The 20,462-nt window shown below is 64.9% G+C and carries 24 protein-coding genes and 1 pseudogene; 13 read left to right on the top strand and 12 right to left on the bottom strand.

Annotation, left to right across the window (positions count from 1 at the left end; genetic code table 11):
• Positions 1-2: 2 nt before the first annotated feature.
• On the bottom strand, positions 3-614 hold the full coding sequence (gene plsY / locus ACIQ09_RS13490) for a glycerol-3-phosphate 1-O-acyltransferase PlsY (protein WP_398310612.1): 612 nt from the start codon (positions 612-614) through the stop codon (positions 3-5).
• Between the two features lie 52 nt (positions 615-666).
• Here plsY and ACIQ09_RS13485 point away from each other — a divergent pair, with 52 nt between their 5' ends.
• Positions 667-1,062 carry a dihydroneopterin aldolase gene (locus ACIQ09_RS13485; protein WP_296565323.1) on the top strand — a complete coding sequence of 132 codons (396 nt, stop codon included), beginning with the start codon at positions 667-669 and terminating at the stop codon, positions 1,060-1,062.
• 26 nt (positions 1,063-1,088) lie between these two features.
• Here ACIQ09_RS13485 and ACIQ09_RS13480 read toward each other — a convergent pair whose 3' ends face one another.
• From ACIQ09_RS13480 to leuS, 9 genes are all read right to left on the bottom strand, one after another.
• The gene (locus tag ACIQ09_RS13480) at positions 1,089-1,469 is read right to left on the bottom strand and encodes an H-NS family nucleoid-associated regulatory protein (RefSeq protein WP_398310608.1); all 381 of its coding nucleotides are present in this window, start codon (positions 1,467-1,469) and stop codon (positions 1,089-1,091) included.
• 142 nt (positions 1,470-1,611) lie between these two features.
• Positions 1,612-2,103, bottom strand: coding sequence for a Cys-tRNA(Pro) deacylase (gene ybaK, locus ACIQ09_RS13475; RefSeq protein ID WP_398310605.1), 492 nt, complete (start codon positions 2,101-2,103; stop codon positions 1,612-1,614).
• 47 nt (positions 2,104-2,150) lie between these two features.
• Positions 2,151-2,696 (bottom strand): methylated-DNA--[protein]-cysteine S-methyltransferase, encoded by a 546-nt coding sequence (locus tag ACIQ09_RS13470; RefSeq protein ID WP_398310602.1) that lies wholly within the window; start codon positions 2,694-2,696, stop codon positions 2,151-2,153.
• A gap of 41 nt (positions 2,697-2,737) precedes the next feature.
• Positions 2,738-3,334, bottom strand: coding sequence for a chalcone isomerase family protein (locus tag ACIQ09_RS13465; protein ID WP_398310599.1), 597 nt, complete (start codon positions 3,332-3,334; stop codon positions 2,738-2,740).
• A 115-nt stretch (positions 3,335-3,449) separates the two neighbouring features.
• Positions 3,450-4,727, bottom strand: a complete 1,278-nt coding sequence (locus ACIQ09_RS13460) for a glutamate-5-semialdehyde dehydrogenase (RefSeq protein WP_398310596.1) — start codon at positions 4,725-4,727, stop codon at positions 3,450-3,452.
• Between the two features lie 30 nt (positions 4,728-4,757).
• Positions 4,758-5,789 (bottom strand): DNA polymerase III subunit delta, encoded by a 1,032-nt coding sequence (gene holA, locus ACIQ09_RS13455; protein ID WP_398310593.1) that lies wholly within the window; start codon positions 5,787-5,789, stop codon positions 4,758-4,760.
• The gene (gene lptE, locus ACIQ09_RS13450) at positions 5,786-6,325 is read right to left on the bottom strand and encodes an LPS assembly lipoprotein LptE (protein ID WP_398310590.1); all 540 of its coding nucleotides are present in this window, start codon (positions 6,323-6,325) and stop codon (positions 5,786-5,788) included. Before lptE ends, holA begins: the two co-directional genes overlap by 4 nt.
• Positions 6,322-6,525, bottom strand: a complete 204-nt coding sequence (locus ACIQ09_RS13445; RefSeq protein WP_398310587.1) for a hypothetical protein — start codon at positions 6,523-6,525, stop codon at positions 6,322-6,324. The genes lptE and ACIQ09_RS13445 overlap by 4 nt, the downstream gene beginning before the upstream one ends.
• A gap of 20 nt (positions 6,526-6,545) precedes the next feature.
• Positions 6,546-9,173 (bottom strand): leucine--tRNA ligase, encoded by a 2,628-nt coding sequence (gene leuS / locus ACIQ09_RS13440; RefSeq protein ID WP_398310584.1) that lies wholly within the window; start codon positions 9,171-9,173, stop codon positions 6,546-6,548.
• 179 nt (positions 9,174-9,352) lie between these two features.
• Between leuS and ACIQ09_RS13435 the strand changes: the two genes are divergently transcribed.
• From ACIQ09_RS13435 to murA, 10 genes are all read left to right on the top strand, one after another.
• On the top strand, positions 9,353-10,156 hold the full coding sequence (locus tag ACIQ09_RS13435; RefSeq protein ID WP_398310581.1) for an ABC transporter ATP-binding protein: 804 nt from the start codon (positions 9,353-9,355) through the stop codon (positions 10,154-10,156).
• The gene (gene mlaE, locus ACIQ09_RS13430) at positions 10,156-10,935 is read left to right on the top strand and encodes a lipid asymmetry maintenance ABC transporter permease subunit MlaE (protein WP_398310578.1); all 780 of its coding nucleotides are present in this window, start codon (positions 10,156-10,158) and stop codon (positions 10,933-10,935) included. Before ACIQ09_RS13435 ends, mlaE begins: the two co-directional genes overlap by 1 nt.
• Before the next feature lie 2 nt (positions 10,936-10,937).
• The gene (gene mlaD / locus ACIQ09_RS13425) at positions 10,938-11,414 is read left to right on the top strand and encodes an outer membrane lipid asymmetry maintenance protein MlaD (RefSeq protein WP_398310575.1); all 477 of its coding nucleotides are present in this window, start codon (positions 10,938-10,940) and stop codon (positions 11,412-11,414) included.
• A 69-nt stretch (positions 11,415-11,483) separates the two neighbouring features.
• Positions 11,484-12,182: a VacJ family lipoprotein gene (locus ACIQ09_RS13420; protein WP_398310572.1), complete on the top strand. Its 699-nt coding sequence runs from the start codon at positions 11,484-11,486 to the stop codon at positions 12,180-12,182.
• Between the two features lie 37 nt (positions 12,183-12,219).
• Complete coding sequence (locus ACIQ09_RS13415) at positions 12,220-12,855, top strand: phospholipid-binding protein MlaC (protein WP_398310569.1); 636 nt, start codon at positions 12,220-12,222, stop codon at positions 12,853-12,855.
• On the top strand, positions 12,852-13,136 hold the full coding sequence (locus ACIQ09_RS13410) for a lipid asymmetry maintenance protein MlaB (protein ID WP_398310566.1): 285 nt from the start codon (positions 12,852-12,854) through the stop codon (positions 13,134-13,136). The genes ACIQ09_RS13415 and ACIQ09_RS13410 overlap by 4 nt, the downstream gene beginning before the upstream one ends.
• Positions 13,137-13,152: 16 nt before the next feature.
• Positions 13,153-14,055: an ATP-binding cassette domain-containing protein gene (locus tag ACIQ09_RS13405; protein ID WP_398310563.1), complete on the top strand. Its 903-nt coding sequence runs from the start codon at positions 13,153-13,155 to the stop codon at positions 14,053-14,055.
• Positions 14,056-14,062: 7 nt separating this feature from the next.
• Positions 14,063-14,818 carry an ABC transporter permease gene (locus tag ACIQ09_RS13400; protein ID WP_398310560.1) on the top strand — a complete coding sequence of 252 codons (756 nt, stop codon included), beginning with the start codon at positions 14,063-14,065 and terminating at the stop codon, positions 14,816-14,818.
• 11 nt (positions 14,819-14,829) lie between these two features.
• A complete protein-coding gene (locus ACIQ09_RS13395; protein ID WP_398310557.1) occupies positions 14,830-15,084 on the top strand; it encodes a BolA family protein in 255 nt (84 codons plus the stop codon).
• A gap of 14 nt (positions 15,085-15,098) precedes the next feature.
• Positions 15,099-16,349 (top strand): UDP-N-acetylglucosamine 1-carboxyvinyltransferase, encoded by a 1,251-nt coding sequence (gene murA, locus ACIQ09_RS13390; RefSeq protein WP_398310554.1) that lies wholly within the window; start codon positions 15,099-15,101, stop codon positions 16,347-16,349.
• 46 nt (positions 16,350-16,395) lie between these two features.
• Here murA and rnk read toward each other — a convergent pair whose 3' ends face one another.
• Positions 16,396-16,779, bottom strand: a complete 384-nt coding sequence (gene rnk / locus ACIQ09_RS13385; protein WP_398310551.1) for a nucleoside diphosphate kinase regulator — start codon at positions 16,777-16,779, stop codon at positions 16,396-16,398.
• A 174-nt stretch (positions 16,780-16,953) separates the two neighbouring features.
• On the opposite strand from rnk, the gene hisG reads away from it, so the two are divergent.
• Together hisG and hisD are read left to right on the top strand one after the other, a co-directional pair.
• Complete coding sequence (gene hisG / locus ACIQ09_RS13380) at positions 16,954-17,598, top strand: ATP phosphoribosyltransferase (RefSeq protein ID WP_398310548.1); 645 nt, start codon at positions 16,954-16,956, stop codon at positions 17,596-17,598.
• Entirely contained in the window at positions 17,595-18,911 is a 1,317-nt protein-coding gene (hisD, locus tag ACIQ09_RS13375; RefSeq protein WP_398310545.1) for a histidinol dehydrogenase, read from the top strand. Before hisG ends, hisD begins: the two co-directional genes overlap by 4 nt.
• A gap of 802 nt (positions 18,912-19,713) precedes the next feature.
• On the opposite strand, the pseudogene ACIQ09_RS13370 reads toward hisD, so the two are convergent.
• Positions 19,714-20,462 (bottom strand): annotated as a pseudogene (locus ACIQ09_RS13370) (threonine synthase); the annotation flags it as partial.

Here is a 20,462-nt window from a genome sequence, read left to right as displayed (position 1 = left end):
TTTCAGGCTTCTTTTTTCTTGCTGCCGATCCGGCTTTCCTGACCGGCCAGCAGGCGCTTGATATTGTCTTTATGACGCCATATCAGTAGCAGCGACATCACGCTGGATGAGAGAACCCAATAGGCGTGCAGCCCCAGCAGGAAGGCCAGGCCCGGTGCGGCCACCGAGGCGCACAGGGCAGCCAGTGAGGAGTAGCGGGTGGTGAAGGCTACGCCCAACCACACACCGAGGGTGGCCAGCCCGAGCCATCCGCTGGCACCAAGAAGGACGCCCGCTGCGGTGGCAACGCCCTTGCCGCCGCGAAAGCCCAGAAAGATCGGGAACAGATGGCCGAGAAAGGCCGCCAGGGCAGCCGTAGGCGCCGCGATGCTGCCGAGGCCTGCCGTTGGGGCAATCTGCTCGGCGAGGAAGACGGCCAGCCAGCCCTTGAAGCCGTCTCCAAGCAGGGTGAGGATGGCGGCGAGTTTGTTGCCGCTGCGCAATACATTGGTGGCGCCGGGATTGCCCGAGCCATAACTGCGTGGGTCGGCCATGCCGAAAAGGCGACTGACCACGACGGCAAAGGGAATCGAGCCGATCAGGTAGGCGGCAGCGAGCAGGAGCGCGAGTTGCATGCTTTTGTTGTGACGCGAGCTAGAATGGGCGCGATTTTAGCCGGGACGGACGATGGATTTCATTTTTATCGAAGCACTGCGGGTCAAGGCCCGGGTGGGTATTTACCCGCGGGAGCGGGTGACCGAGCAGACCCTCGAGTTGAATCTTACCTTTGGTGTGCCCGATGCGGCTGCCGAACATGACGACATCGCGGACACCATTGACTACGCAAAGGTCATCGAGCGCATTAGGGAAGAGCTTGGCAATCACCAGTTCAATCTCATCGAGACCCTGGGTGAGTTTATTGTCAAATTGCTGTTCGAGGAATTCGGTGCGCCTTGGGTCAAGCTCGCCATTGCAAAAATTGGCGTCATGAAAGACGTGCGACGAGTAGGCGTATTCATTGAACGGGGGCGCGATGGCGCAGAACCACCCGAACATGCTCCCACCGCAGGACTGCCGCGCTGAATTGGCAGCCCTGCGGTCCAGGGGGCTCAGGCTGCAGTGGCAGCGTCAGTGCGCAATTCGTCGAGGGGCTTGCCCTGGGCCAGCCAGTCGATGACCCACTGGGGCTTGCGACCGTGGCCGGTCCAGCCGATGGCGGGGTTCTCCGGGTGGCGGAACTTGATGACCGATGCCGGCTTGGCAACCTTCTTGGCTGCGGGCTTGGCTGCAGCCTTGCGCGGGGCGGGGGCTGCCTTTTCGGCGCTTTCCTGACCGATCACTTCATTCAGGCTCATGCCGTGCTCGGCGGCGAGCTTCTGCATGCGCTTCAGCAGGTCTTTCTTGGCGGTGTCGGAGCGGCGCCGAATCTCCGTTTCGACTTTGCTCTGAAGGCGGCGCAATTCGGAGAGGGAGAGGGAAGAGAGTTCCATGGTGCTGTTTTCCTTGGGCATGTAGTGGCGGCACGGATAAGGGAGACAGTGCCGCAAGATCGACCGGATTGTTTCGGCCTTAATCGTGCTATTTATTTTGCCACTATAGACCGAAGATTTGGTAAGTGTTTTTTATTTCAATTCATTCCAGCGCCACGTTCACCACCCCGGGCTGGAGAAGCTGCAGGATGTCATGCGGGTGAACCCCGACAAGGAACCCCCTCTTTCCTCCATTGATATATATCAATGGCAGGTCGAGGATGGTCTTTTCCATGAATACCGGAAGTGTCTTGCGCGTACCGAAAGGCGAAGTTCCGCCGACCATGTAGCCGGTGTGACGCTGGGCGACGGCGGGGTCGCAGGGGCTGATGTGCTTTCGACCGATTTGTCGGGCGAGTTCCTTGGTGGATACTTTTCTGTCGCCGTGCATCAATACGATGAGGGGTTGGCGACCTTCGTCTTCCATCACCAGCGTCTTTACGACGGCGTGCTCAGCCACATTCAGCTCCCGGGCGGAAACCTTGGTGCCCCCGTGCTCTTCATAGGCATAAAGGTGGGTGGAGAAAGCCATGCGGTGCTGGCGGAGGAATCGGGTGGCCTGGGTTTCCGGGGCGTTTTGATCTGATCGGGACATGGCTGTCGTGAATGAGGAGGAATAGGCCGCGATGGCCGGTATTTCTTTCAGGAATGTGCGTTGCCGAAGAGGCCGGGAAGGAAGGCTTCTTCACCGCTGCGAGAGGCGTTCTCGTGACCTAATAGCCAGTGTTTGGCATTGAGAAGATAGCCGCCCCGGTCGTGGGCGAAACCGCCCGGACCGCTGGCTGCAACAACCCGATGGCACGGGATTGCGAGTGGAAAGGGATTGTCACCACAGGCCTGGCCGACTGCGCGCGCGGCGCTGTGGGCGTCCCGGGCCAGTTCGCCGTAGGTTCTAGTGTGACCCCGTGGAGTGCCGGTAATAGCGGCCCATATACGGCGACGAAAGTGAGAACCGCGCAGGGCTAGGGGCAGTGAGAAGGGGGCGTCCGGATCGTCGAGGTAGCGCTGTATCTGCCGTACGGCCTCTTCTCCAAGCGCATCGCGCGGGGCCATCGGCAGATGTGCAGGCGGTAGAAAGACGATTTCGTGGATGAATTCGCCGGCCACAAAAACACCCACGTTCCCGAATGGGACTGGCATGACAGCGGAAAGCCCGGTGGGCCGGGCTGCGGTATCTGGCAAAGGCATGCCTGAATTCTGCGCCCGCCGCCGGGCCTGTCGCAAGGGTGTCAGCGCTTTCCGAGGAGCGCGTTCTTCAGGTCTTCGTCGATGGGTTTGTCGCCGATCCAGATACGCAGCAGGGCACGATAGAAATCCTCGCCGGCAATATCCTTGCCGCGGACTTCATTGTTGATGATAAGGCGGGTGCCGTTCGCGGGTAGCCAGTCAATCCGCACCTGGGTGCCGCTGGGGGCGGTCCTGATGCCGAGCAGCACGCTGCGGAATTCCTCAACCCGGCTTTGCAGGCCGGCCAATTCGGTTTCGCTGTGGTTCTTCCGGATGCCGTCTATCAGCGCATTGGCGAAATCCTCGGCGCTGAGTTCGCGCAGGGTGACGATCTGGATGCGCCGGGGGCCGCCGCTGGTGGCCAGCGGGGCCTCGCCGCGTTTGGGCAGGTAGAGGCCGATGGTGTAGATCTTGAGCATGAAGCGGGTGCGCAGGCCGGCCCCATTGAGGGTCAGATCACTGCCGGCCACGCTGGCCTTGTCGTCGATATGGGTGCCGGCGACTTCGGCTGCGGAGGCCGGCAGGGCAAGGAAAAGGGGAAGAGAAAGGGCAAGAGAAAGGGCGGCGGCGGGCAGGGGGCTACGGAAGAATCGGTTCATGGCTGTCTCCTGGTGTGTGGATGTGCAAACGCCCGTCCGTCGCCTTTGCATGCGATTTCGAACGGGCGTTTGAATCTTAGCCGGGAACGTGCCCGGCAGGGAGACTTTGAAGGACTCAGGCGCGCACGTGCCCTTCGCCGAAGACGATCCACTTCTGGCTGGTCAGGCCTTCCAGGCCCACCGGGCCGCGGGCGTGGATCTTGTCGGTGGAAATGCCGATCTCGGCGCCCAGACCGTACTCGAAGCCGTCGGCGAAGCGGGTGGACGCATTGATCATCACCGAGGCTGAATCCACCTCGCGCAGGAAGCGCATCGCCCGGGTGTAGTTCTCGGTGACGATGGATTCGGTGTGCTGGGACGAGCAGGTGTTGATGTGCTCGATGGCTTCGTCGAGCCCGTCCACCACCTTGATGGCGATGATGGGGGCGAGGAACTCCTCGGTCCAGTCGGATTCGACTGCCACCTTCAGCCGGGTTTCGGCCACGCCAGCCTCCCGCAGGATGGCCAGGGCCGCCGGGCAGGCGCGCAGCTCGACGCCCTTGTCGGCCAGCATGGTGCCGAGGGCGGGCAACTGGGCTGCGGCGATGGCCGCATCCACCAGCAGGGATTCGGTGGTGTTGCAGGTGCCGTAGCGCTGGGTCTTGGAGTTTTCGACGATGGCGAGGGCCTTGGCCGGATCGGCGAATTCATCCACGTAAACGTGGCAATTGCCGTCCAGGTGCTTGATGACGGGCACCCGTGCCTCGCTGGAGATGCGCTCGATGAGGCCCTTGCCGCCGCGGGGAACGATCACGTCCACGAACTGGGGCATGGTGATGAGCTCGCCGACGGCGGCCCGGTCGGTGGTTTCCACCACCTGGATGGCGGCCTCCGGCAGGCCGGCGGCAGCCAGGCCGGCACGCACGCATTCGGCGATGGCCTGGTTGGAGTGCAGGGCCTCCTTGCCGCCGCGCAGGATGGCGGCGTTGCCGGACTTCAGGCACAGGGCTGCGGCGTCAGCGGTGACGTTGGGGCGGGCTTCATAGATGATGCCGATGACGCCCAGGGGTACGCGCATCTTGCCCACCGAGATGCCGGAGGGGCGACGTTTCATGTCGGTGACCTCGCCCACCGGATCGGGCAGCGCGGCAACCTGCTCGAGACCGACGGCCATGGCCTCTATGCCCTTCTCGGACAGGGTCAGGCGGTCGATCATGGCCGGCTCGAGGCCGTTCGCCCGGGCATCGAGCAGGTCGCGCTGGTTGGCGGCGGAGAGCTCGGCCTTGCGGGCGCGGATCTCGGCGGCCATGGCCAGCAGGGCGGTGTTCTTGGCGCCGGTGGTCGCAGCGGCGACCGCCCGGGAGGCGGTGCGGGCCTGGCGGCCAACGGTCTGCATGTAGGTCTTGATGTCCATCGTGTTTACTCTCGAATCGGTGGGCGGCGTTCAGCGCCGCGCCGGGGCCTGGGCTGCGCCGCGGCAGAGGCGCAGGCACAGTTGCAGGAACTCGTCCCACACATCGCCCGTTGTCAGACCCTTGATCATCCGGTCAATTCTGGCGGCGTGCAAGATTGCGGTGCGCAGGGCGCCACTGGACAGGCGCTGCAGGGCGCGCTGAACGGCTTGCTTGCGGCGTTCCTCGAAAACCCGCTCGGCCTTGAGCAGGCCCTGCAGGGCCTGGCCCTCGTCGACGCCCATGCGCAGGCGGGCCAGGGTGCGGATCTCGTTGGCCAGCGCCCACAGGACCAGGGGCGGCGCCTCGCCTTCGCCCTTGAGGCCCTCCAGCAGCCGGGCACAGCGGGCGGTATCGCCTTCCAGCATGGCGTTGCGCAGCTTGTCCACGTCGTAGCGGGCCACGTTGAGCACGGCGTCGCGTACGGCCTCCAGGGATAAATCCCCCGGAGGGTGGAGCAGGCCGAGCTTGAGGATCTCCTGGTGGGCGGCCAGCAGGTTGCCTTCGATGTGCTCGGCAATGAAGCCCAGGGCCTCTGGCGAGGCCTTCTGTTGCTGGGCGGCGAGGCGCCGGGCCAGCCATTCGGGCAGGCGCTCGCGCTCCGGAGCGTTCAGCTCGACGCACGCACCGGCTTCGCCCAGGGCCACGAACCAGGCTGCCTTGCGGGTGGCCCAGTCGACTTCCGGAAGGGTGATCAGGGTGACGACGCCGTCATCCAGGTGGCGGGCGTAGCGCTGCAGGGCGTCGCCCCCGTCGCGGCCGGGCTTGCCGTTGGGGATGCGCAGATCCACCAGCTTGCTGGCCCCGAACAGGGACAGGTTGCCGGCGGCTGACTGCAGATCTGTCCAGCGAAAACCCTGGCCGGCGACCAGAACCTCGCGCTCGGCGTAGCCCTGCTTGCGCGCAGCGGCGCGTATGGCGTCGCCCGCCTCTAGGACCAGCAGCGGTTCGTTGCCATGGAGGACGTAAAGTGGGGCGAGGGGCTTGTCGAGCTGGCTGGCGAGCTGCTCGGGGCGCAGGTTCACGGCTTGGGCGGCGCGTCCGGCATGCGCGCAGACGACAGGCGGCGCATCAACTGCTGTACCAGATCGCCCTGCATGTCTCGGTAAAGCAGGATCTCTTCCTGCTCCTTGGCCAGCACCTGGGAGTCATCGAAGGCCAGGTCGCGGCGCAGCAGGATTTCATTGGGGGCGATGATTTCCTGTCCGTCCTTGTCCACCAGCCGGAAGCTGAAACGCTGGCGCAACTGGTATTCACGTACCCGACCCTGGGTGTTGAGGGCCAGGATGGCTTTTTCCTTGGCGTCGGCCAGCACCTCCAGGCGGACTGCGGCGTCCTCCTGTCGAGCCACCACCCGGGTGGTGCTGCCGGCCTGGATCTGCCGGCGGATGGCGGAGGCCAGCTCGGAGTATTCGTACATGCCCAGGTAGATGGTGTCGAAGGGCAAGGGGCGCGGCCCGCGGAGCTGGAAGCCGCAGCCGGCGGCCAGCAGCGGCACGATGCCCACGGTGGCGAGTGCGGCGAGGGCACGACGGCGCCCGGGCAGGTGGGCGAGACTCATTTGGGCGATTCCTCCTTGAGGCGCTGACGTTCTTTTTCGTAAGCGTCGTAGCCCGGCGGCGGGGCGTCACGGCTGATGTCGCGGCCCGGCTCATGCTGGCGTCGGGCGTTTTCCTGCCGGATGCCCTCGTAGAAGTTGCGGTCCGGCGAGGCGCAGCCGGACAGGAGGGCGAGGGTGGCGAGAAGGGCAAGGCGCAGCATGAGTGGGTTCCTTTGAGGGATCAGCCGACGATATTGACCAGGCGGCCGGGCACCACGACAACCTTTTTCGCGGCACGGCCTTCGAGGAATTTGATGGTTGCCTCGTGGGCCAGGGCGGCGGCCTCGATGGCGTCCTTGGCGGCATCAGCGGGGACGCGCAGGGCGCCACGCAGCTTGCCGTTGACCTGCAGCATCAGCTCGACCTCGTCCTGCACCAGGGCGGCATCGAGGGGCTCGGGCCAGGCGGCCTTGAGGATGTCCTCACCGTAGCCCAGATCAAGCCACAGGGCGTGGCTGATGTGCGGGGTGAGGGGCGATAGCACGCGCAGCAGGATGCCGAAGCACTCTTCAATGGTTTCGGCGGCCAGGGCGCCCTGGCGCGGGGCCTTCTCGAGGGCGTTGAGCATCTTCATGGTGGCCGAGGCCACGGTGTTGAACTGCTGCTTGCCCAGGTCGTAGTTGGCCTGCTTGAGGAGAAGGTGGATCTCGCGACGGAAGGCCGCCAGATCTTCCGGCAGCTTGGCGCCGGCGAGCTGGCGCTGGGCGCCGATCTGGCCGCGGATCTCGCTGGCGAACAGGTGGCCGAAGCTCCACACCCGGCGCAGGAAGCGGTAGGCGCCTTCAACACCCGCGTCGGACCATTCGAGGGTCTGCTCGGGCGGCGCGGCGAACATCATGAAGAAGCGGGCCGTGTCGGCGCCGTATTGCTCGATCAAGGACTGCGGATCCACGCCGTTGTTCTTCGACTTGGACATGGTGGTGAGCTCGTGCTCCAGCACCGTGCCGTCCTTCTTCAGCTTGGCGCCGATGATCTGGCCCTTGGCGTCCTTCTGGATGTCGATCTCGCTTTCCCAGAAGTAGTTCTTGCCGCCGCCTTCGGGCTTGTGGAAGAAGGCATTGTTGAGAACCATGCCCTGGGTGAGCAGGTGGGCGAAGGGCTCGCGGTAGTTCACCAGGCCCACGTCACGCATCACCTTGGTCCAGAAGCGCGAGTACAGCAGATGCAGGATGGCGTGCTCAATGCCGCCGATGTACTGGTCGACCGTCATCCAGTAATTGGTCTCGTCATCCACCATCTTGTCCTTGCCGAAGGTGGTGGCGTAGCGGGCGTAGTACCAGGACGAATCCACGAAAGTGTCCATGGTGTCGGTCTCGCGGCGGGCCGGCTTGCCGCAGCAGGGGCAGGGGACGTTGAGGAAGTCCTCACGCTTGTGCAGGGGGTTGCCGGAGCCGTCCGGCACGCAGTCTTCGGGCAGCACCACCGGCAGCTGGTCGTCGGGTACCGGCACCGAGCCGCAGCTGTCGCAGTGGATGATGGGGATGGGGCAGCCCCAGTAGCGCTGGCGGGAGATGCCCCAGTCGCGCAGGCGCCACTGGACCTTCTTCTCGCCGATGCCCTGGGCGGCCAGATCGGCGGCGATGGCGTCCACGGCGTCGGTGTAGTTGAGGCCGTCGTATTTGCCGGAATTGACGCAGACGCCGTCCTTGCTGCCGTACCACTCTTGCCAGGCGTCCAGGCTGTAGGCCTTGTCGCCCAGTGCGACAACCTGCTCGATGGGCAGGTCGTACTTCTTGGCGAAGGCGAAATCGCGCTCGTCATGGGCCGGCACGCCCATCACGGCGCCATCACCGTAGCTCATCAGCACGTAGTTGCCGACCCACACCTCGACCTGCTTGCCGGTGAGGGGGTGGGTGACGAACAGGCCGGTGGGCAGGCCTTCCTTTTCCATGGTCGCCATGTCGGCTTCCATCACCGAGCCGTGCTTGCACTTCTCGATGAAGGCGGCGAGTTCGGGATTGGTCTTGGCAGCATGCAGGGCCAGGGGGTGCTCGGCGGCCACGGCGCAGAAGGTGACGCCCATGATGGTGTCGGCGCGGGTGGTGAACACCCACAGCTGACCGTCGCCGATCAGGCCGTTGTCGTCGGCGATGTCGTGCTTGAAGGCAAAGCGCACGCCGGTGCTCTTGCCGATCCAGTTGGCCTGCATCAGCTTGACGCGTTCGGGCCAGCCAGAGAGCTCGTCCAGGTCGCCCAGCAACTCGTCGGCGTAGTCGGTGATCTTGAGGTAGTAGCCGGGGATCTCGCGCTTCTCGACCACCGCGCCGGTCCGCCAGCCGCGGCCGTCGATGACCTGCTCATTGGCCAGCACGGTCTGGTCCACCGGGTCCCAGTTCACGACCTGGGTCTTGCGTTCGGCGACGCCCTTCTCGAGCATGCACAGGAACAGCCACTGGTTCCACTTATAGTATTCGGGGGTGCAGGTGGCCAGCTCGCGGCGCCAGTCGATGGCAAAACCCAGCGACTTGAGCTGCTGCTTCATGTAGGCGATGTTGTCGTAGGTCCACTTGGCCGGCGGCACCCGGTTCTTGATCGCGGCGTTCTCGGCGGGCAGGCCGAAGGCGTCCCAGCCCATGGGTTGCAGGACGTTGAAGCCCTTCATCTTGTGGAAGCGGGACAGCACATCGCCAATGGTGTAGTTGCGCACGTGCCCCATGTGCAGCTTTCCCGAGGGGTAGGGAAACATGGACAGGCAGTAGTACTTGGGCCTGCTAGCATCGGCGTGGACGCGGAAGGCTTCGGTACTGTCCCAGTGCTGCTGGGCGGCGCGCTCGATCTCGGCGGGTTTGTACTGTTGTTTGTCCTGCATGTCCGTGGCGGGTCGTGATTGGAACGAAACCGCGCATTATAAACGCCTCCTGCAAACCCCGCTGCGGCGTGCTCAAGATGTTGATGTGACATGATATTTCGTTTTCAAGGGCGGGGTGGCTGCATGCCACACCATTCTCCCTCTGCTACAATCCGCGTCCCGCGTTGCAACATTTTTCCATGTCCGAGCCCCTTGTCCGTCTCGAGAACGTGCGTTTCGCCTATGGCGAAAGGGCGATTCTGCGCGACATTTCCCTGTCGATTCCCCGCGGAAAGGTCGTTGCCATCATGGGTGGCAGCGGCTGCGGCAAGACGACCCTGCTGCGCCTGATTGGCGGGCAGGAGCGTGCCGTGGGCGGCCGCGTGACGGTGGACGGGCAGGATGTGGCGGGCCTGGGGCGCGAGGCGCTGTACACCCTGCGCCGGCGCATGGGCATGCTGTTCCAGTTCGGTGCGCTGTTCACCGACATGTCGGTGTTCGACAACGTGGCCTTCCCCCTGCGGGAGCACACCGACCTTCCTGCCGAACTGATCAACGATCTGGTGATGATGAAGCTCCACGCGGTGGGTCTGCGTGGCGCTGCCAGGCTGATGCCTGGAGAGCTGTCGGGCGGCATGGCGCGGCGCGTGGCCCTGGCGCGTACCATCGCCCTTGACCCCATGCTGCTGATGTACGACGAGCCCTTTACCGGCCTTGATCCCATCTCCCTCGGGGTGATCGGCCAGCTGATCCGGCGCCTCAACGATGCCCTCGGTGCCAGCTCCGTCATCGTCACCCACGATATCCAGGAGTCCCTGCAGATCGTGGACTACATCTATTTCATCTCCGAGGGCCGGGTGGTGGCCGAAGGCACGCCGGACGAGATCCGCAACTCTGCCGACCCCTTCGTCTCCCAGTTCGTCCATGCCCAGGCCGATGGCCCGGTGCCCTTCCATTATCCGGCTGGCGACTACGCCACGGCCCTGGTCGGAGGGGCGGGCTGATGGCAGACGTGCTCCGCAAGATGGGTTCGATGGCCATCAACGGTATCTGGCAATTGGGCTTCATCGCCCGTTTCTTCTGGCTGATCCTGGTCTATTCCGGGCAGTCCTTCACCCGTATCCATCTCACCCTGCGCGAGCTGTATTTCAGCGGGGTGATGTCCCTGCTGATCATCCTCGTGTCGGGCCTTTTTGTCGGGCTGGTGCTGGGCCTGCAGGGCTATGAAACCCTGCAGCGCTATGGGGCCAGCGACTCCCTGGGAACCCTGGTCGCCCTGTCCCTGGTGCGGGAGCTGGGGCCGGTGGTGGCGGGGCTGCTGTTTGCCAGCCGCGCCGGCTCTGCCGTCACGGCGGAGATCGGCCTGATGAAGGTCACCGAGCAGCTCAAGGCCATGGACATGATGGCGGTGAGCCCCATCGCCCGGGTTGTGGCGCCGCGTTTCTGGGGTGGGGTCATCTCCATGCCCCTGCTGGCGGCGCTGTTCTCGGCCATGGGGGTGTTCGGCGGCTGGTTGATCGGCGTAGTCGTCATCGGTGTCGATGACGGCGCCTTCTGGGCTCAGATGCAGGATGCAGTGGATTTCCGCTACGACGTGCTCAACGGGGTGATCAAGAGCTGTGTGTTCGGCGTGGCCGTGGCGCTGATTGCCGTCTTCGAAGGTTACGACTGCGTGCCCACCGCGGAAGGCGTGTCCCGGGCCATCACCCGGACCGTGGTGAGTTCGGCCCTGGCCATCCTGGCACTGGATTTTGTAATGACGTCTTTCATGTTCCGAGGTTAATGATGAGTCGCACCACGATGGATCTGTGGGTCGGGGTTTTCGTGGCGATGGGAATCGCCGCGCTGTTTTTCCTGGCGCTCAAGGTCGGCAGCATTTCGGGTTCCGACATCCAGTCGCCCTACACCCTCAGCGCCCGCTTCGATAACATCGGTGGTCTCAAGGTGCGCGCCCCGGTGAAGGTGGCGGGTGTGCTGGTAGGGCGGGTCTCCGAGATCCGCTACGACAATGAACGCTTCCAGGCTGAGGTGGTCTTCACCGTCGACGGGCGCTACAAGTTTCCGACCGACACCTTTGCCAATATCCTGACGTCCGGGCTGCTCGGCGAGCAGTACCTGGGCCTGGACCCCGGCGGCGAAGACAAGCTGCTGGCGGCCGGCGATGTCATCAAGAAGACCCAGTCCGCCGTTGTGCTCGAAAAGCTGATCAGTCAGTTCATGTTCAGCAAGGCGGCAGAGGGACAACCGGCGCCGGCCCAGTGATCGCCGGACGCGCGGAGTAAGCACAGAGAGCGAGTGACCATGAACAACAGCGAGCCTGCAACGAGGAGCATGCCGACGCGTCTTGCGACGCTCGGGATGGCGCTTGCCCTGACGGCCTGTGCCGGCGCGGGCGGCCACCCCCGCGACCCCCTGGAGCCCCTCAATCGCGCCACCTTTGCCTTCAACGAGACGGCCGACAAGTACGTGATGCGCCCGGTGGCGCAGGTCTATGACTACGTGCCCCTGCCGTTCAAGGTCGGAGTCGGCAACTTCTTCGGCAACCTCGGCGATATCTGGATCGGGGTAAACAACCTGCTGCAGGGCAAGTTTGTGGATGGCCTGTCGGATGGCGGGCGGGTGCTGGTGAACAGCACCGTCGGCATGTTCGGTCTCTTCGACATCGCCACCGAGCTGGGCCTCGAGAAGCACGACGAAGACCTGGGTCAGACCCTTGGCAGCTGGGGCGTCAGTGAAGGGCCCTACATCGTCCTGCCGCTGCTCGGGCCGAGCACCCTGCGCGACAGCGCCGGCTTGATCGGCGACCTGCAGGTGGATCCGGTGTGGCAGTTCAATGAGGTTGCAGTGCGCAACTCCCTCACCGGCCTGCGTTTTGTGCACCGTCGGGCTGCCCTGCTGGGGGCGGACACCACCGCCGACCAGGCTGCCCTGGACAAGTATGGCTACATGCGCAGCTTTTACCTGCAATACCGCCTCAATCAGGTCTATGACGGTCAGCCGCCCCGGGTGAAAGATCCGGACGACGAATGAGCTTCGCCGTGTCCCACGACAACAGAGAGAACCACAGATGAACAAGATTGCTTCCCTGCTTGCCGCGCTGGCCCTCAGCGTTGGCGTCCAGTTCAACGTCCTGGCCGCCGACTCCACCGCGCCGGACACCCTCGTCAAGAGCGTCACCGACGACGTGATCACCATCGTGCGGCAGGACAAGGCCATTCAGTCTGGCGATACCCGCAAGGCGGTCGAGCTGGTCGAGACCCGGGTGCTGCCCTACTTTGATTTTGCCCACATGACCCGTCTCGCCGTGGGCAAGGACTGGAAGCAGGCCAGCCCCGAGCAGAAGACCGTGCTGACCCAGGAGTTCAAGACCCTGCTGGTGCGCACCTACTCCAACGCCCTGACCCAGTACCGCAACCAGCAGATCGACTTCAAGCCGCTCAAGGCCAAGCCCGAGGACACCGATGTGGTGGTGCGCACCGAGGTACGTCAGCCCGGCGCCAAGGCGGTGCAGATCGACTACAACCTCGAGAAGCTTGCCGACGGCTGGAAGGTCTATGACGTGCTGGTGGCCGGGGTGAGCCTCGTCACCAACTACCGCGATGATTTCGGCAAGGAAGTGCGGACCGGTGGCATTGATGGCCTGATCAAGTCCCTCAAGGACAAGAACAAGCAGCTCGATACCACGGTTTCCGCCAAGAAATGATCCGCATCGACGGCCCGCGCCTCAGCCTGTCCGGGCCGCTCACCGTGGCCACGGCCGGCGATCTGGCCAGTGAGGGCCGTGAGCACGTGGTGGCGGCCGATATGGTGGTGGATCTGTCCGGGGTGACCCAGGTGGATTCCGCCGCCCTGGCCCTGCTGCTGAGCTGGATCCGGGCGTCCCGCAATGCCGGCCGCCGCCTCACCATCGACCAGCCCCCCCCGGCGCTGGTCAGTCTCGCGTCCCTCTACGACGTCGACACCATCCTTCCGCTGGCCCATTGAGCCGTTGGCCCTGCCCATGAATCCTGCGATCCGCATTGTCGGCGTCACCAAGCGTTTTCGTTCCCTGCAGGCCCTGGCCGGCGTCGATCTGGAAGTCGCCCAGGGTGAGTTCTTTGGTCTCCTCGGTCCCAACGGTGCCGGCAAGACCACCCTCATTTCGTCCCTGGCCGGCCTGGCACGGCCCGATTCCGGCACCCTGGAGGTGATGGGGCATGACGTGGTGCGTGATTACCGCGCCGCCCGCATGGCCCTGGGGGTGGTCCCCCAGGAGCTGGTCTTCGATCCCTTCTTCTCGGTGCGCGAAATGCTGCGCATCCAGTCGGGCTACTTCGGCATCCGCAACAACGACGACTGGATCGACGAGATCCTCCACAACCTGGATCTCACCGGCAAGGCGGGCGCCAACATGCGCATGCTGTCCGGGGGCATGAAGCGCCGGGCGCTGGTGGCGCAGGCGCTGGTGCATCGCCCGCCGGTCATCGTTCTCGACGAGCCCACCGCCGGAGTGGACGTGGAACTGCGCCACGGGTTGTGGCAGTTCATCCGCAAGCTCAACCAGGACGGTCACACCATCGTGCTGACCACCCACTACCTTGAAGAGGCCGAGTCCCTGTGCGGGCGCATCGCCATGCTCAAGGCCGGGCGGGTGGTGGCGCTTGATACCACTGCCAACCTGCTGCAGCGCTTCGCCACCCACACCCTGAAGCTGCGGCTCGCTGCCCCGGTGAACCTGCCATCGCCGTTCTCCGCCCGCATCGTCAGCCAGGCGGGCACCGAGCTGGTGCTGGGCTTCGATCACTACGACGATGTCGGGCACCTGCTTGCCGCCTTGCGTGCGGCGGGGGGCGAGATCACCGACATGGCCCTCGGAAGGCCCGACATGGAGCAGGTCTTCGTCGGCATCATGAATCAGAACTGAGGCGTCCATGGAAGGTTTCAAGACCCTGCTGTACAAGGAATGTCTGCGCTTCTGGAAGGTGGGCTTCCAGACCGTGCTGTCGCCGGTGCTCACTGCGGTGCTGTACCTGCTGATCTTCGGCCATGTGCTGGAAGATCACGTGCAGCCCTATCCGGGGGTGAGCTACACGGCCTTCCTGGTGCCCGGGCTGGTCATGATGACGGTGCTGCAAAACGCCTTCGCCAACAGCTCGTCCTCACTGATCCAGAGCAAGATCACCGGCAACATCGTCTTCGTGCTGTTGCCGCCGATCTCCTATCGCGAGTTCTACGCCGCCTATGTGATTGCCGCCGTGTTGCGTGGCGCGGCCTGTGGCGCGGGCGTGCTGCTGGTGTCGCTGCCCTTTGCCTCGCCGGGGGTGGCCGAGCCCGGCTGGATCATCGCCTTCACCCTGATGGGTGGGGCCTTCCTCGGCAGCCTGGGGGTGATCGCCGGCATCTGGGCCGACAAGTTCGATCAGCTGGCGGCCTTTCAGAATTTCCTGATCATGCCCCTGACCATGCTGTCGGGCGTCTTCTATTCGATTCACTCGCTGCCGGCCTTCTGGCAGGGGGTGTCGCATTTCAACCCGTTTTTCTTCATGATTGACGGGTTCCGTTACGGATTTTTCGGGGTCTCCGATGTCTCGCCCTGGACGAGCATCGGAGTGGTGGCAGTCTGTTTTGTCGTGCTCGCGGTGATTACCCTGCAAATGCTTGCCAGGGGCTACAAACTGCGGGCCTGAGGATTTGAATCATGTTTCAAGCAAGTGAAATCGAACGTCTGATCGCAGTGGGTCTGGAATGCGAGTTCCTGCAGATCGAGGGCGATGACGGTACCCATTTTTCCGGCATCGTGGTCAGCCCGGCCTTCGAGGGTAAGCCGCGGGTGCGTCAGCACCAGGCCGTGTACGCCACGCTGGGCAAGCTGATGGGCAACGAGATCCACGCCCTCCAGCTCAACACGTATACGCCCGCCCAGTGGGCCGAACTTCTGAAGGAACTGGGCTGAACGCCCTTTGATGCATGGATAAACTGTTGATTGAAGGCGGTGCCCGCCTGACGGGTGAGGTCGCCATTTCCGGCGCGAAAAACGCCGCCCTGCCCATCCTCTGTTCGGCGCTGCTGACTACCGAGCCGGTCACGTTTACCAACGTGCCGCGCCTCAACGACATTGGCACCCTGCTGCGCCTGCTCGAGCAGATGGGCGTCAAGGTCAGCCGTGATGGCGACACCGTGACCCTCGACGCCTCTGGCGTGGACAATCCGGTGGCCTCCTACGAGATGGTCAAGACCATGCGGGCCTCCATCCTGGTGCTTGGCCCCCTGGTGGCGCGCTTCGGCGAGGCCCGGGTGAGCCTGCCCGGCGGCTGTGCCATCGGCGCGCGCCCGGTGGACCAGCACATCAAGGGTCTGCAGGCCATGGGCGCCGACGTGAAGGTGGAGCACGGTTACGTGCACGCCAAGGTGCCCAAGCTCAAGGGCGCCCGCATCTTCACCGACATGGTGACGGTGACCGGCACCGAGAACCTGATGATGGCCGCCTGTCTGGCTGACGGCGAGACCGTCATCGAAAACGCTGCCCGTGAGCCCGAGGTGGTGGACCTGGCCAACTGTCTGGTGGCCATGGGCGCGCGCATCTCCGGCGCGGGTGGCGACGTGATCCGCATCCAGGGTGTTGCCGCCCTGCATGGCGCGACCCACCGGGTCATGCCCGACCGCATCGAGACTGGCACCTACCTGTGCGCGGCGGCTGCCACGGGGGGGGACGTACGCCTCACCGGCACCTCGGCCAGCTACCTGGATGCGGTCATCGACAAGCTGATGGACGCCGGCTGCGAGGTCATCGCCGAACGTGACGCGGTGCGTCTCAAGGCACCGGCCCGGCTCAATGCCGTCAGCCTGCGCACGGCACCGTACCCCGCCTTCCCCACCGACATGCAGGCCCAGTTCATGGCCATCAATGCGGTGGCCGAAGGCACGGCGGTGATCCGCGAGACCATCTTCGAGAACCGCTTCATGCACGCGGTGGAGCTGCAGCGCCTTGGGGCCGACATCAAGATCGACGGCAACACGGCCTTCGTGAAGGGTGTGGCCAGCCTGCAGGGCGCCACCGTGATGGCCACCGACCTGCGGGCCTCGGCGAGCCTGATCATTGCCGGCCTGGTGGCTGAAGGTCAGACCACCATCGAGCGCATCTACCACCTGGATCGGGGTTACGAGAAGCTCGAAGAGAAGCTCGCGGCCCTGGGTGCGCGGGTCAGCCGCATCCGCTGAAAGTCATAGGGCGGCGGGCGCCGCCCTTACGGATTTCCGCCGGGGATCAGGTCGCGGGCAGGACTTCCAGCACACTGAGCTGGATGGCGTGGCCCTCGGGCGTCTGCCAGTCGATCATCTGGCCGGCGGCCAGTCCGAGCAGGGCGCTGCCAGCGGGGGAGAAGATGGAGACGCGGCCCTGGGCAGCGTCGGCCTCATGGGGCCAGGCGAGGGTCAGTTCGTATTCGCGGCCCGAGTGCAGTTCGCGGAAGCGGGCGCGGCGGTTGATGGCGATCACATTGGCCGGCAGCTCATCGGCTTCGACGATGCGGGCGCGTTCCAGCTCGGCGCGCAGGCCGTCCAGATCGCTGCGGTTGCGGGTGGGGGGCTTGGAGAGCAGGCCTTCCAGGCGCTCCAGGTCGTTATTGGAAACGATGATTTCGGGTTTCATCACAGACTCCTCGGAATTGAACAAAAGAAAATGGCCGAGACCGCGTCTTGCGGTTCAGCCATGGAGCACAGGCTATCAGAAGCGGCAGGGCAGGACAAACCTCCCGCCGCTGCCCCCGGGGCGGATCGTCTCCCGATCGGCTAGAATCGCTTTTTACGCAGACAGATCATCATCTTGAACGGCATTACGCTTGCCCTTTCGAAGGGCCGAATTTTCGAAGAGACCCTGCCGCTGCTTGCCGCCGCCGGGATCACCCCGACCGACAACCCGGAGACCTCACGCAAGCTCATCATCGGTACCAACCGTGACGACGTGCGCCTGGTCATCGTGCGCGCCACCGACACGCCCACCTACGTGCAGTACGGTGCGGCCGACCTGGGCATCGCCGGCAAGGACACCTTGATCGAGCACGGCGGCGCCGGGCTCTACCAGCCCCTCGACCTGAACATCGCCAAGTGCCGTCTGTGCGTGGCCGTGCGCAAGGATTTCGACTACGCCGCTGCCGTCAAGCGTGGCGCGCGCATCCGCGTGGCCACCAAGTACGTGACCGCGGCCAAGGCCCACTTTGCCGCCAAGGGCATGCACGTGGACCTGATCAAGCTCTATGGCTCCATGGAGCTGGCGCCCCTGGTCGGTCTGGCCGATGCCATCGTCGACCTGGTCTCCACCGGCGGCACCCTCAAGGCCAACAATCTGATTGAGGTGGAGGACATCATGCCCATCAGCTCCCGCCTCGTCGTCAATCAGGCCTCCCTCAAGCTCAAGCGCGAGCTGATCCAGCCGGTGCTGGAGGCCTTTGCCGGAGCCGTCAAGCCATGAGCGCACAGATCCGTCGCCTGTCGTCCGCCGATGCGGGCTTCACTGCCACCCTCGACGCCCTGCTGGCCTTCGAGGGCAGCACCGACGCGGCCATCGAACAGGCCGTGGCCGACATCCTGCAGGCCGTGCGCCGGGATGGCGACCAGGCTGTTGTTGAATTCACCCGCCGCTTCGACCACCTGGACGTGGCCGACATGGCAGCCCTGGAGCTGCCCCGCGCCGAACTCGAGGCCGCCCTGGCCGGGCTCGGTGCCGAGCAGCGTCAGGCCCTCGAGGCCGCCGCCGAGCGGGTGCGCAGCTACCACGCCCGCCAGGTGCAGGAATCCTGGCAGTACGAGGATGAGGCGCCGGGCATGGCCGGTACCCGCCTGGGCCAGAAGGTCACGCCCCTTGATCGCGTCGGCCTGTACGTGCCCGGCGGTCGGGCGTCCTACCCGAGCTCGGTGCTCATGAACGCCATCCCCGCCAAGGTGGCCGGCGTGGGCGAGCTGATCATGGTGGTGCCCACCCCCCGCGGCGAGAAGAACCCCCTGGTGCTGGCCGCCGCGGCCATCACCGGTGTTGACCGGGTGTTCACCATCGGCGGCGCCCAGGCCGTGGCCGCGCTGGCCTATGGCACGGCGACCATTCCCCAGGTGGACAAGATCGTCGGCCCCGGCAACGCCTACGTGGCCAGCGCCAAACGCCGGGTCTTCGGCACGGTCGGCATCGACATGGTGGCCGGCCCCTCCGAGGTGCTGATCATCTCCGATGGCTCCGGCAACCCCGACTGGGTGGCCATGGACCTCTTCGCCCAGGCCGAGCACGACGATCTGGCCCAGTCCATCCTGCTGTGCACCGACGCGGCCTTCATTGCCCGCGTCGAAGAGAGCATCGCCCGGCTGATGCCCGAGATGCCCCGCCGGGAGACCATCGCCACGTCCTTGAAGAACCGGGGTGCGCTGATCCTGGTGCAGGATCTGGCCGAGGCCTGCGACATCGCCAACCGCATCGCGCCGGAGCACCTGGAGCTGTCCCTGGCCGAGCCGGGCCCGTGGGTGGACCGCATCCGCCACGCTGGCGCCATCTTCATCGGTCACCACTCGGTGGAGGCCCTGGGGGACTACTGTGCCGGCCCCAACCACGTGCTGCCCACCATGCGTAGCGCGCGCTTCTCCAGCCCCCTGGGGGTCTACGACTTCCAGAAGCGCACCAGCCTGATCGACGTATCCGAAGCCGGTGCCCAGACCCTGGGCCGCATTGCTTCGGTGCTGGCCCACGGCGAAGGCCTGCAGGCCCATGCCCGCTCGGCGGAGATGCGGTTGAAGCCCTGATACGGCGGCTTTCCGTGGGTTCGAGGTCATTCGGCCTCGAACCGGTGAACCCTTACGGACGGCTTTCCGGTGTTTAGCGTGACATTGGCCGGGTCTCGCCCCGGCGGGCGACCTTCTTTCTTGTTGCACGACAAGAAAGAAGGCAAAGAAGCGTGCCCCGCTGTCGCGCCCCCTTCGGGGGTTCCCTCCTTCCGGGCCCGTCAGGCGGGGTCTGCGCAAACTCGCCCTGCGGGCTCAAACATGCGCAGCCCTTTTTCCGCCTGCCGAACCCTCCAGTCGGCGCGCCAGAGGGGAGAGGAAATGCAGGTGATCAACGGCCAGTTACCCAGCCCTGTATCAGTAAAGGCTCGGTGTGCGTGAAAGCCCGTCTGAACCGCCGAGCAGCGCAGCAACGGGCGGGGAAGTCCGGCGCGGCTGTCTGAGCCCGAAGGGCGAGTTCCGCGCCGGCCGCCCGTTGTGAGCAGCGCAGGGGAGTCGGCCGAAGGCCGACCGGTGAAGCCGGGTCGCCTTCTTTGCCTACTTTCTTGGCGAAGCAAGAAAGTAGGTCGCCCGCCGGGGCGAAATCCCGGCCAACATCACGCCACGCAACGGAACGCCCGCAAGCAAGAGCTCAAGCCCTACCTGTCGGAGCGAAAAGGCTTCCCACACTTAACGCGAACATAACCAATTCATTCGACCTCCTCGCGCCGATGAGCGGCAAGCCGATGCTTAAAGTCCGCGGTCGAATGAATTCGACCCCACAGGCCAAAAAAATGGCCCCGGACATCCGGGGCCATTTTTCATGGAAAAGTGCGCTCAGGCATCAGCCGGCATCGACCACCCGGGCAATCAGGGCCTTGATGGCCTGGGCATCCACATCCATCACCTCGACGCGCTGGGGCAGCGCCTCGATGTTCTCCAGGCCGGCCGGGCGTGCCGGCTTGCGGCCCAGGGCCTCGACGATGGTTTCCTCGAACTTGGCCGGCTGGGCGGTTTCCAGCACCAGGGTGGCCACGGCCGGATCACGCTGCTCCAGGGCCACCTTGAGACCGTCGGCGGTGTGGGTGTCGACAACCGTTGCGTAGTCCTTGTCGGCCCGACGGATAGTGGCCAGACGGTCGGCGTGGTTGCTGCTGCCGGACGTAAAGCCATACTGGCCGATGCCTGCGAATTCGGCAGAGCCGGACAGATCGAAGGCGCCGCCCGCGTCCACCTTGCTCCACAGCTCGCGCACCTTGGCGCCGTCACGGCCCACCAGGTCGAACACGAAGCGCTCGAAGTTGGAGGCTTTGGAGATGTCCATGGACGGGCTGGAGGTGGCGTGGGTCTCGACGGTGTTGCGGGGGCGATACACACCGGTGCGGAAGAACTCGTCGAGCACGTCGTTCTCGTTGGTGGCGAGGATCAGGCGCCCCACCGGCAGGCCCATCTGGCGGGCGATGTGGCCGGCGCAGATGTTGCCGAAGTTGCCCGACGGCACCACGAAATCCAGCTTCTCGTCGTTGCTGCCGGTGCCGGCGAAGTAGCCCTTGAAGTAGTACACCACTTGGGCAGCCACGCGGCCCCAGTTGA

It is taken from the genome of Zoogloea sp., assembly GCF_044344315.1.
GTDB lineage: Bacteria > Pseudomonadota > Gammaproteobacteria > Burkholderiales > Rhodocyclaceae > Zoogloea.
Note: the sequence above shows the minus strand (reverse complement) of the source record. Positions and strands in the feature narration are given on the sequence as shown.

What these genes read in the sequence shown, in the direction of transcription:
- ACIQ09_RS13485 (WP_296565323.1), top strand. Translation starts at nt 667, where the DNA reads ATGGATTTCATTTTTATCGAAGCACTGCGGGTCAAGGCCCGGGTGGGT.
- hisD (WP_398310545.1), top strand. Translation starts at nt 17,595, where the DNA reads ATGAGCGCACAGATCCGTCGCCTGTCGTCCGCCGATGCGGGCTTCACT.
- ACIQ09_RS13420 (WP_398310572.1), top strand. Translation starts at nt 11,484, where the DNA reads ATGCCGACGCGTCTTGCGACGCTCGGGATGGCGCTTGCCCTGACGGCC.
- plsY (WP_398310612.1), bottom strand. Translation starts at nt 614, where the DNA reads ATGCAACTCGCGCTCCTGCTCGCTGCCGCCTACCTGATCGGCTCGATT.
- lptE (WP_398310590.1), bottom strand. Translation starts at nt 6,325, where the DNA reads ATGAGTCTCGCCCACCTGCCCGGGCGCCGTCGTGCCCTCGCCGCACTC.
- ACIQ09_RS13400 (WP_398310560.1), top strand. Translation starts at nt 14,063, where the DNA reads ATGGAAGGTTTCAAGACCCTGCTGTACAAGGAATGTCTGCGCTTCTGG.
- rnk (WP_398310551.1), bottom strand. Translation starts at nt 16,779, where the DNA reads ATGAAACCCGAAATCATCGTTTCCAATAACGACCTGGAGCGCCTGGAA.
- ACIQ09_RS13435 (WP_398310581.1), top strand. Translation starts at nt 9,353, where the DNA reads ATGTCCGAGCCCCTTGTCCGTCTCGAGAACGTGCGTTTCGCCTATGGC.
- ACIQ09_RS13465 (WP_398310599.1), bottom strand. Translation starts at nt 3,334, where the DNA reads ATGAACCGATTCTTCCGTAGCCCCCTGCCCGCCGCCGCCCTTTCTCTT.
- ACIQ09_RS13480 (WP_398310608.1), bottom strand. Translation starts at nt 1,469, where the DNA reads ATGGAACTCTCTTCCCTCTCCCTCTCCGAATTGCGCCGCCTTCAGAGC.
- mlaE (WP_398310578.1), top strand. Translation starts at nt 10,156, where the DNA reads ATGGCAGACGTGCTCCGCAAGATGGGTTCGATGGCCATCAACGGTATC.
- ACIQ09_RS13445 (WP_398310587.1), bottom strand. Translation starts at nt 6,525, where the DNA reads ATGCTGCGCCTTGCCCTTCTCGCCACCCTCGCCCTCCTGTCCGGCTGC.
- ybaK (WP_398310605.1), bottom strand. Translation starts at nt 2,103, where the DNA reads ATGTCCCGATCAGATCAAAACGCCCCGGAAACCCAGGCCACCCGATTC.
- ACIQ09_RS13405 (WP_398310563.1), top strand. Translation starts at nt 13,153, where the DNA reads ATGAATCCTGCGATCCGCATTGTCGGCGTCACCAAGCGTTTTCGTTCC.
- ACIQ09_RS13470 (WP_398310602.1), bottom strand. Translation starts at nt 2,696, where the DNA reads ATGCCTTTGCCAGATACCGCAGCCCGGCCCACCGGGCTTTCCGCTGTC.
- ACIQ09_RS13410 (WP_398310566.1), top strand. Translation starts at nt 12,852, where the DNA reads ATGATCCGCATCGACGGCCCGCGCCTCAGCCTGTCCGGGCCGCTCACC.
- ACIQ09_RS13395 (WP_398310557.1), top strand. Translation starts at nt 14,830, where the DNA reads ATGTTTCAAGCAAGTGAAATCGAACGTCTGATCGCAGTGGGTCTGGAA.
- leuS (WP_398310584.1), bottom strand. Translation starts at nt 9,173, where the DNA reads ATGCAGGACAAACAACAGTACAAACCCGCCGAGATCGAGCGCGCCGCC.
- mlaD (WP_398310575.1), top strand. Translation starts at nt 10,938, where the DNA reads ATGAGTCGCACCACGATGGATCTGTGGGTCGGGGTTTTCGTGGCGATG.
- ACIQ09_RS13415 (WP_398310569.1), top strand. Translation starts at nt 12,220, where the DNA reads ATGAACAAGATTGCTTCCCTGCTTGCCGCGCTGGCCCTCAGCGTTGGC.
- ACIQ09_RS13460 (WP_398310596.1), bottom strand. Translation starts at nt 4,727, where the DNA reads ATGGACATCAAGACCTACATGCAGACCGTTGGCCGCCAGGCCCGCACC.
- murA (WP_398310554.1), top strand. Translation starts at nt 15,099, where the DNA reads ATGGATAAACTGTTGATTGAAGGCGGTGCCCGCCTGACGGGTGAGGTC.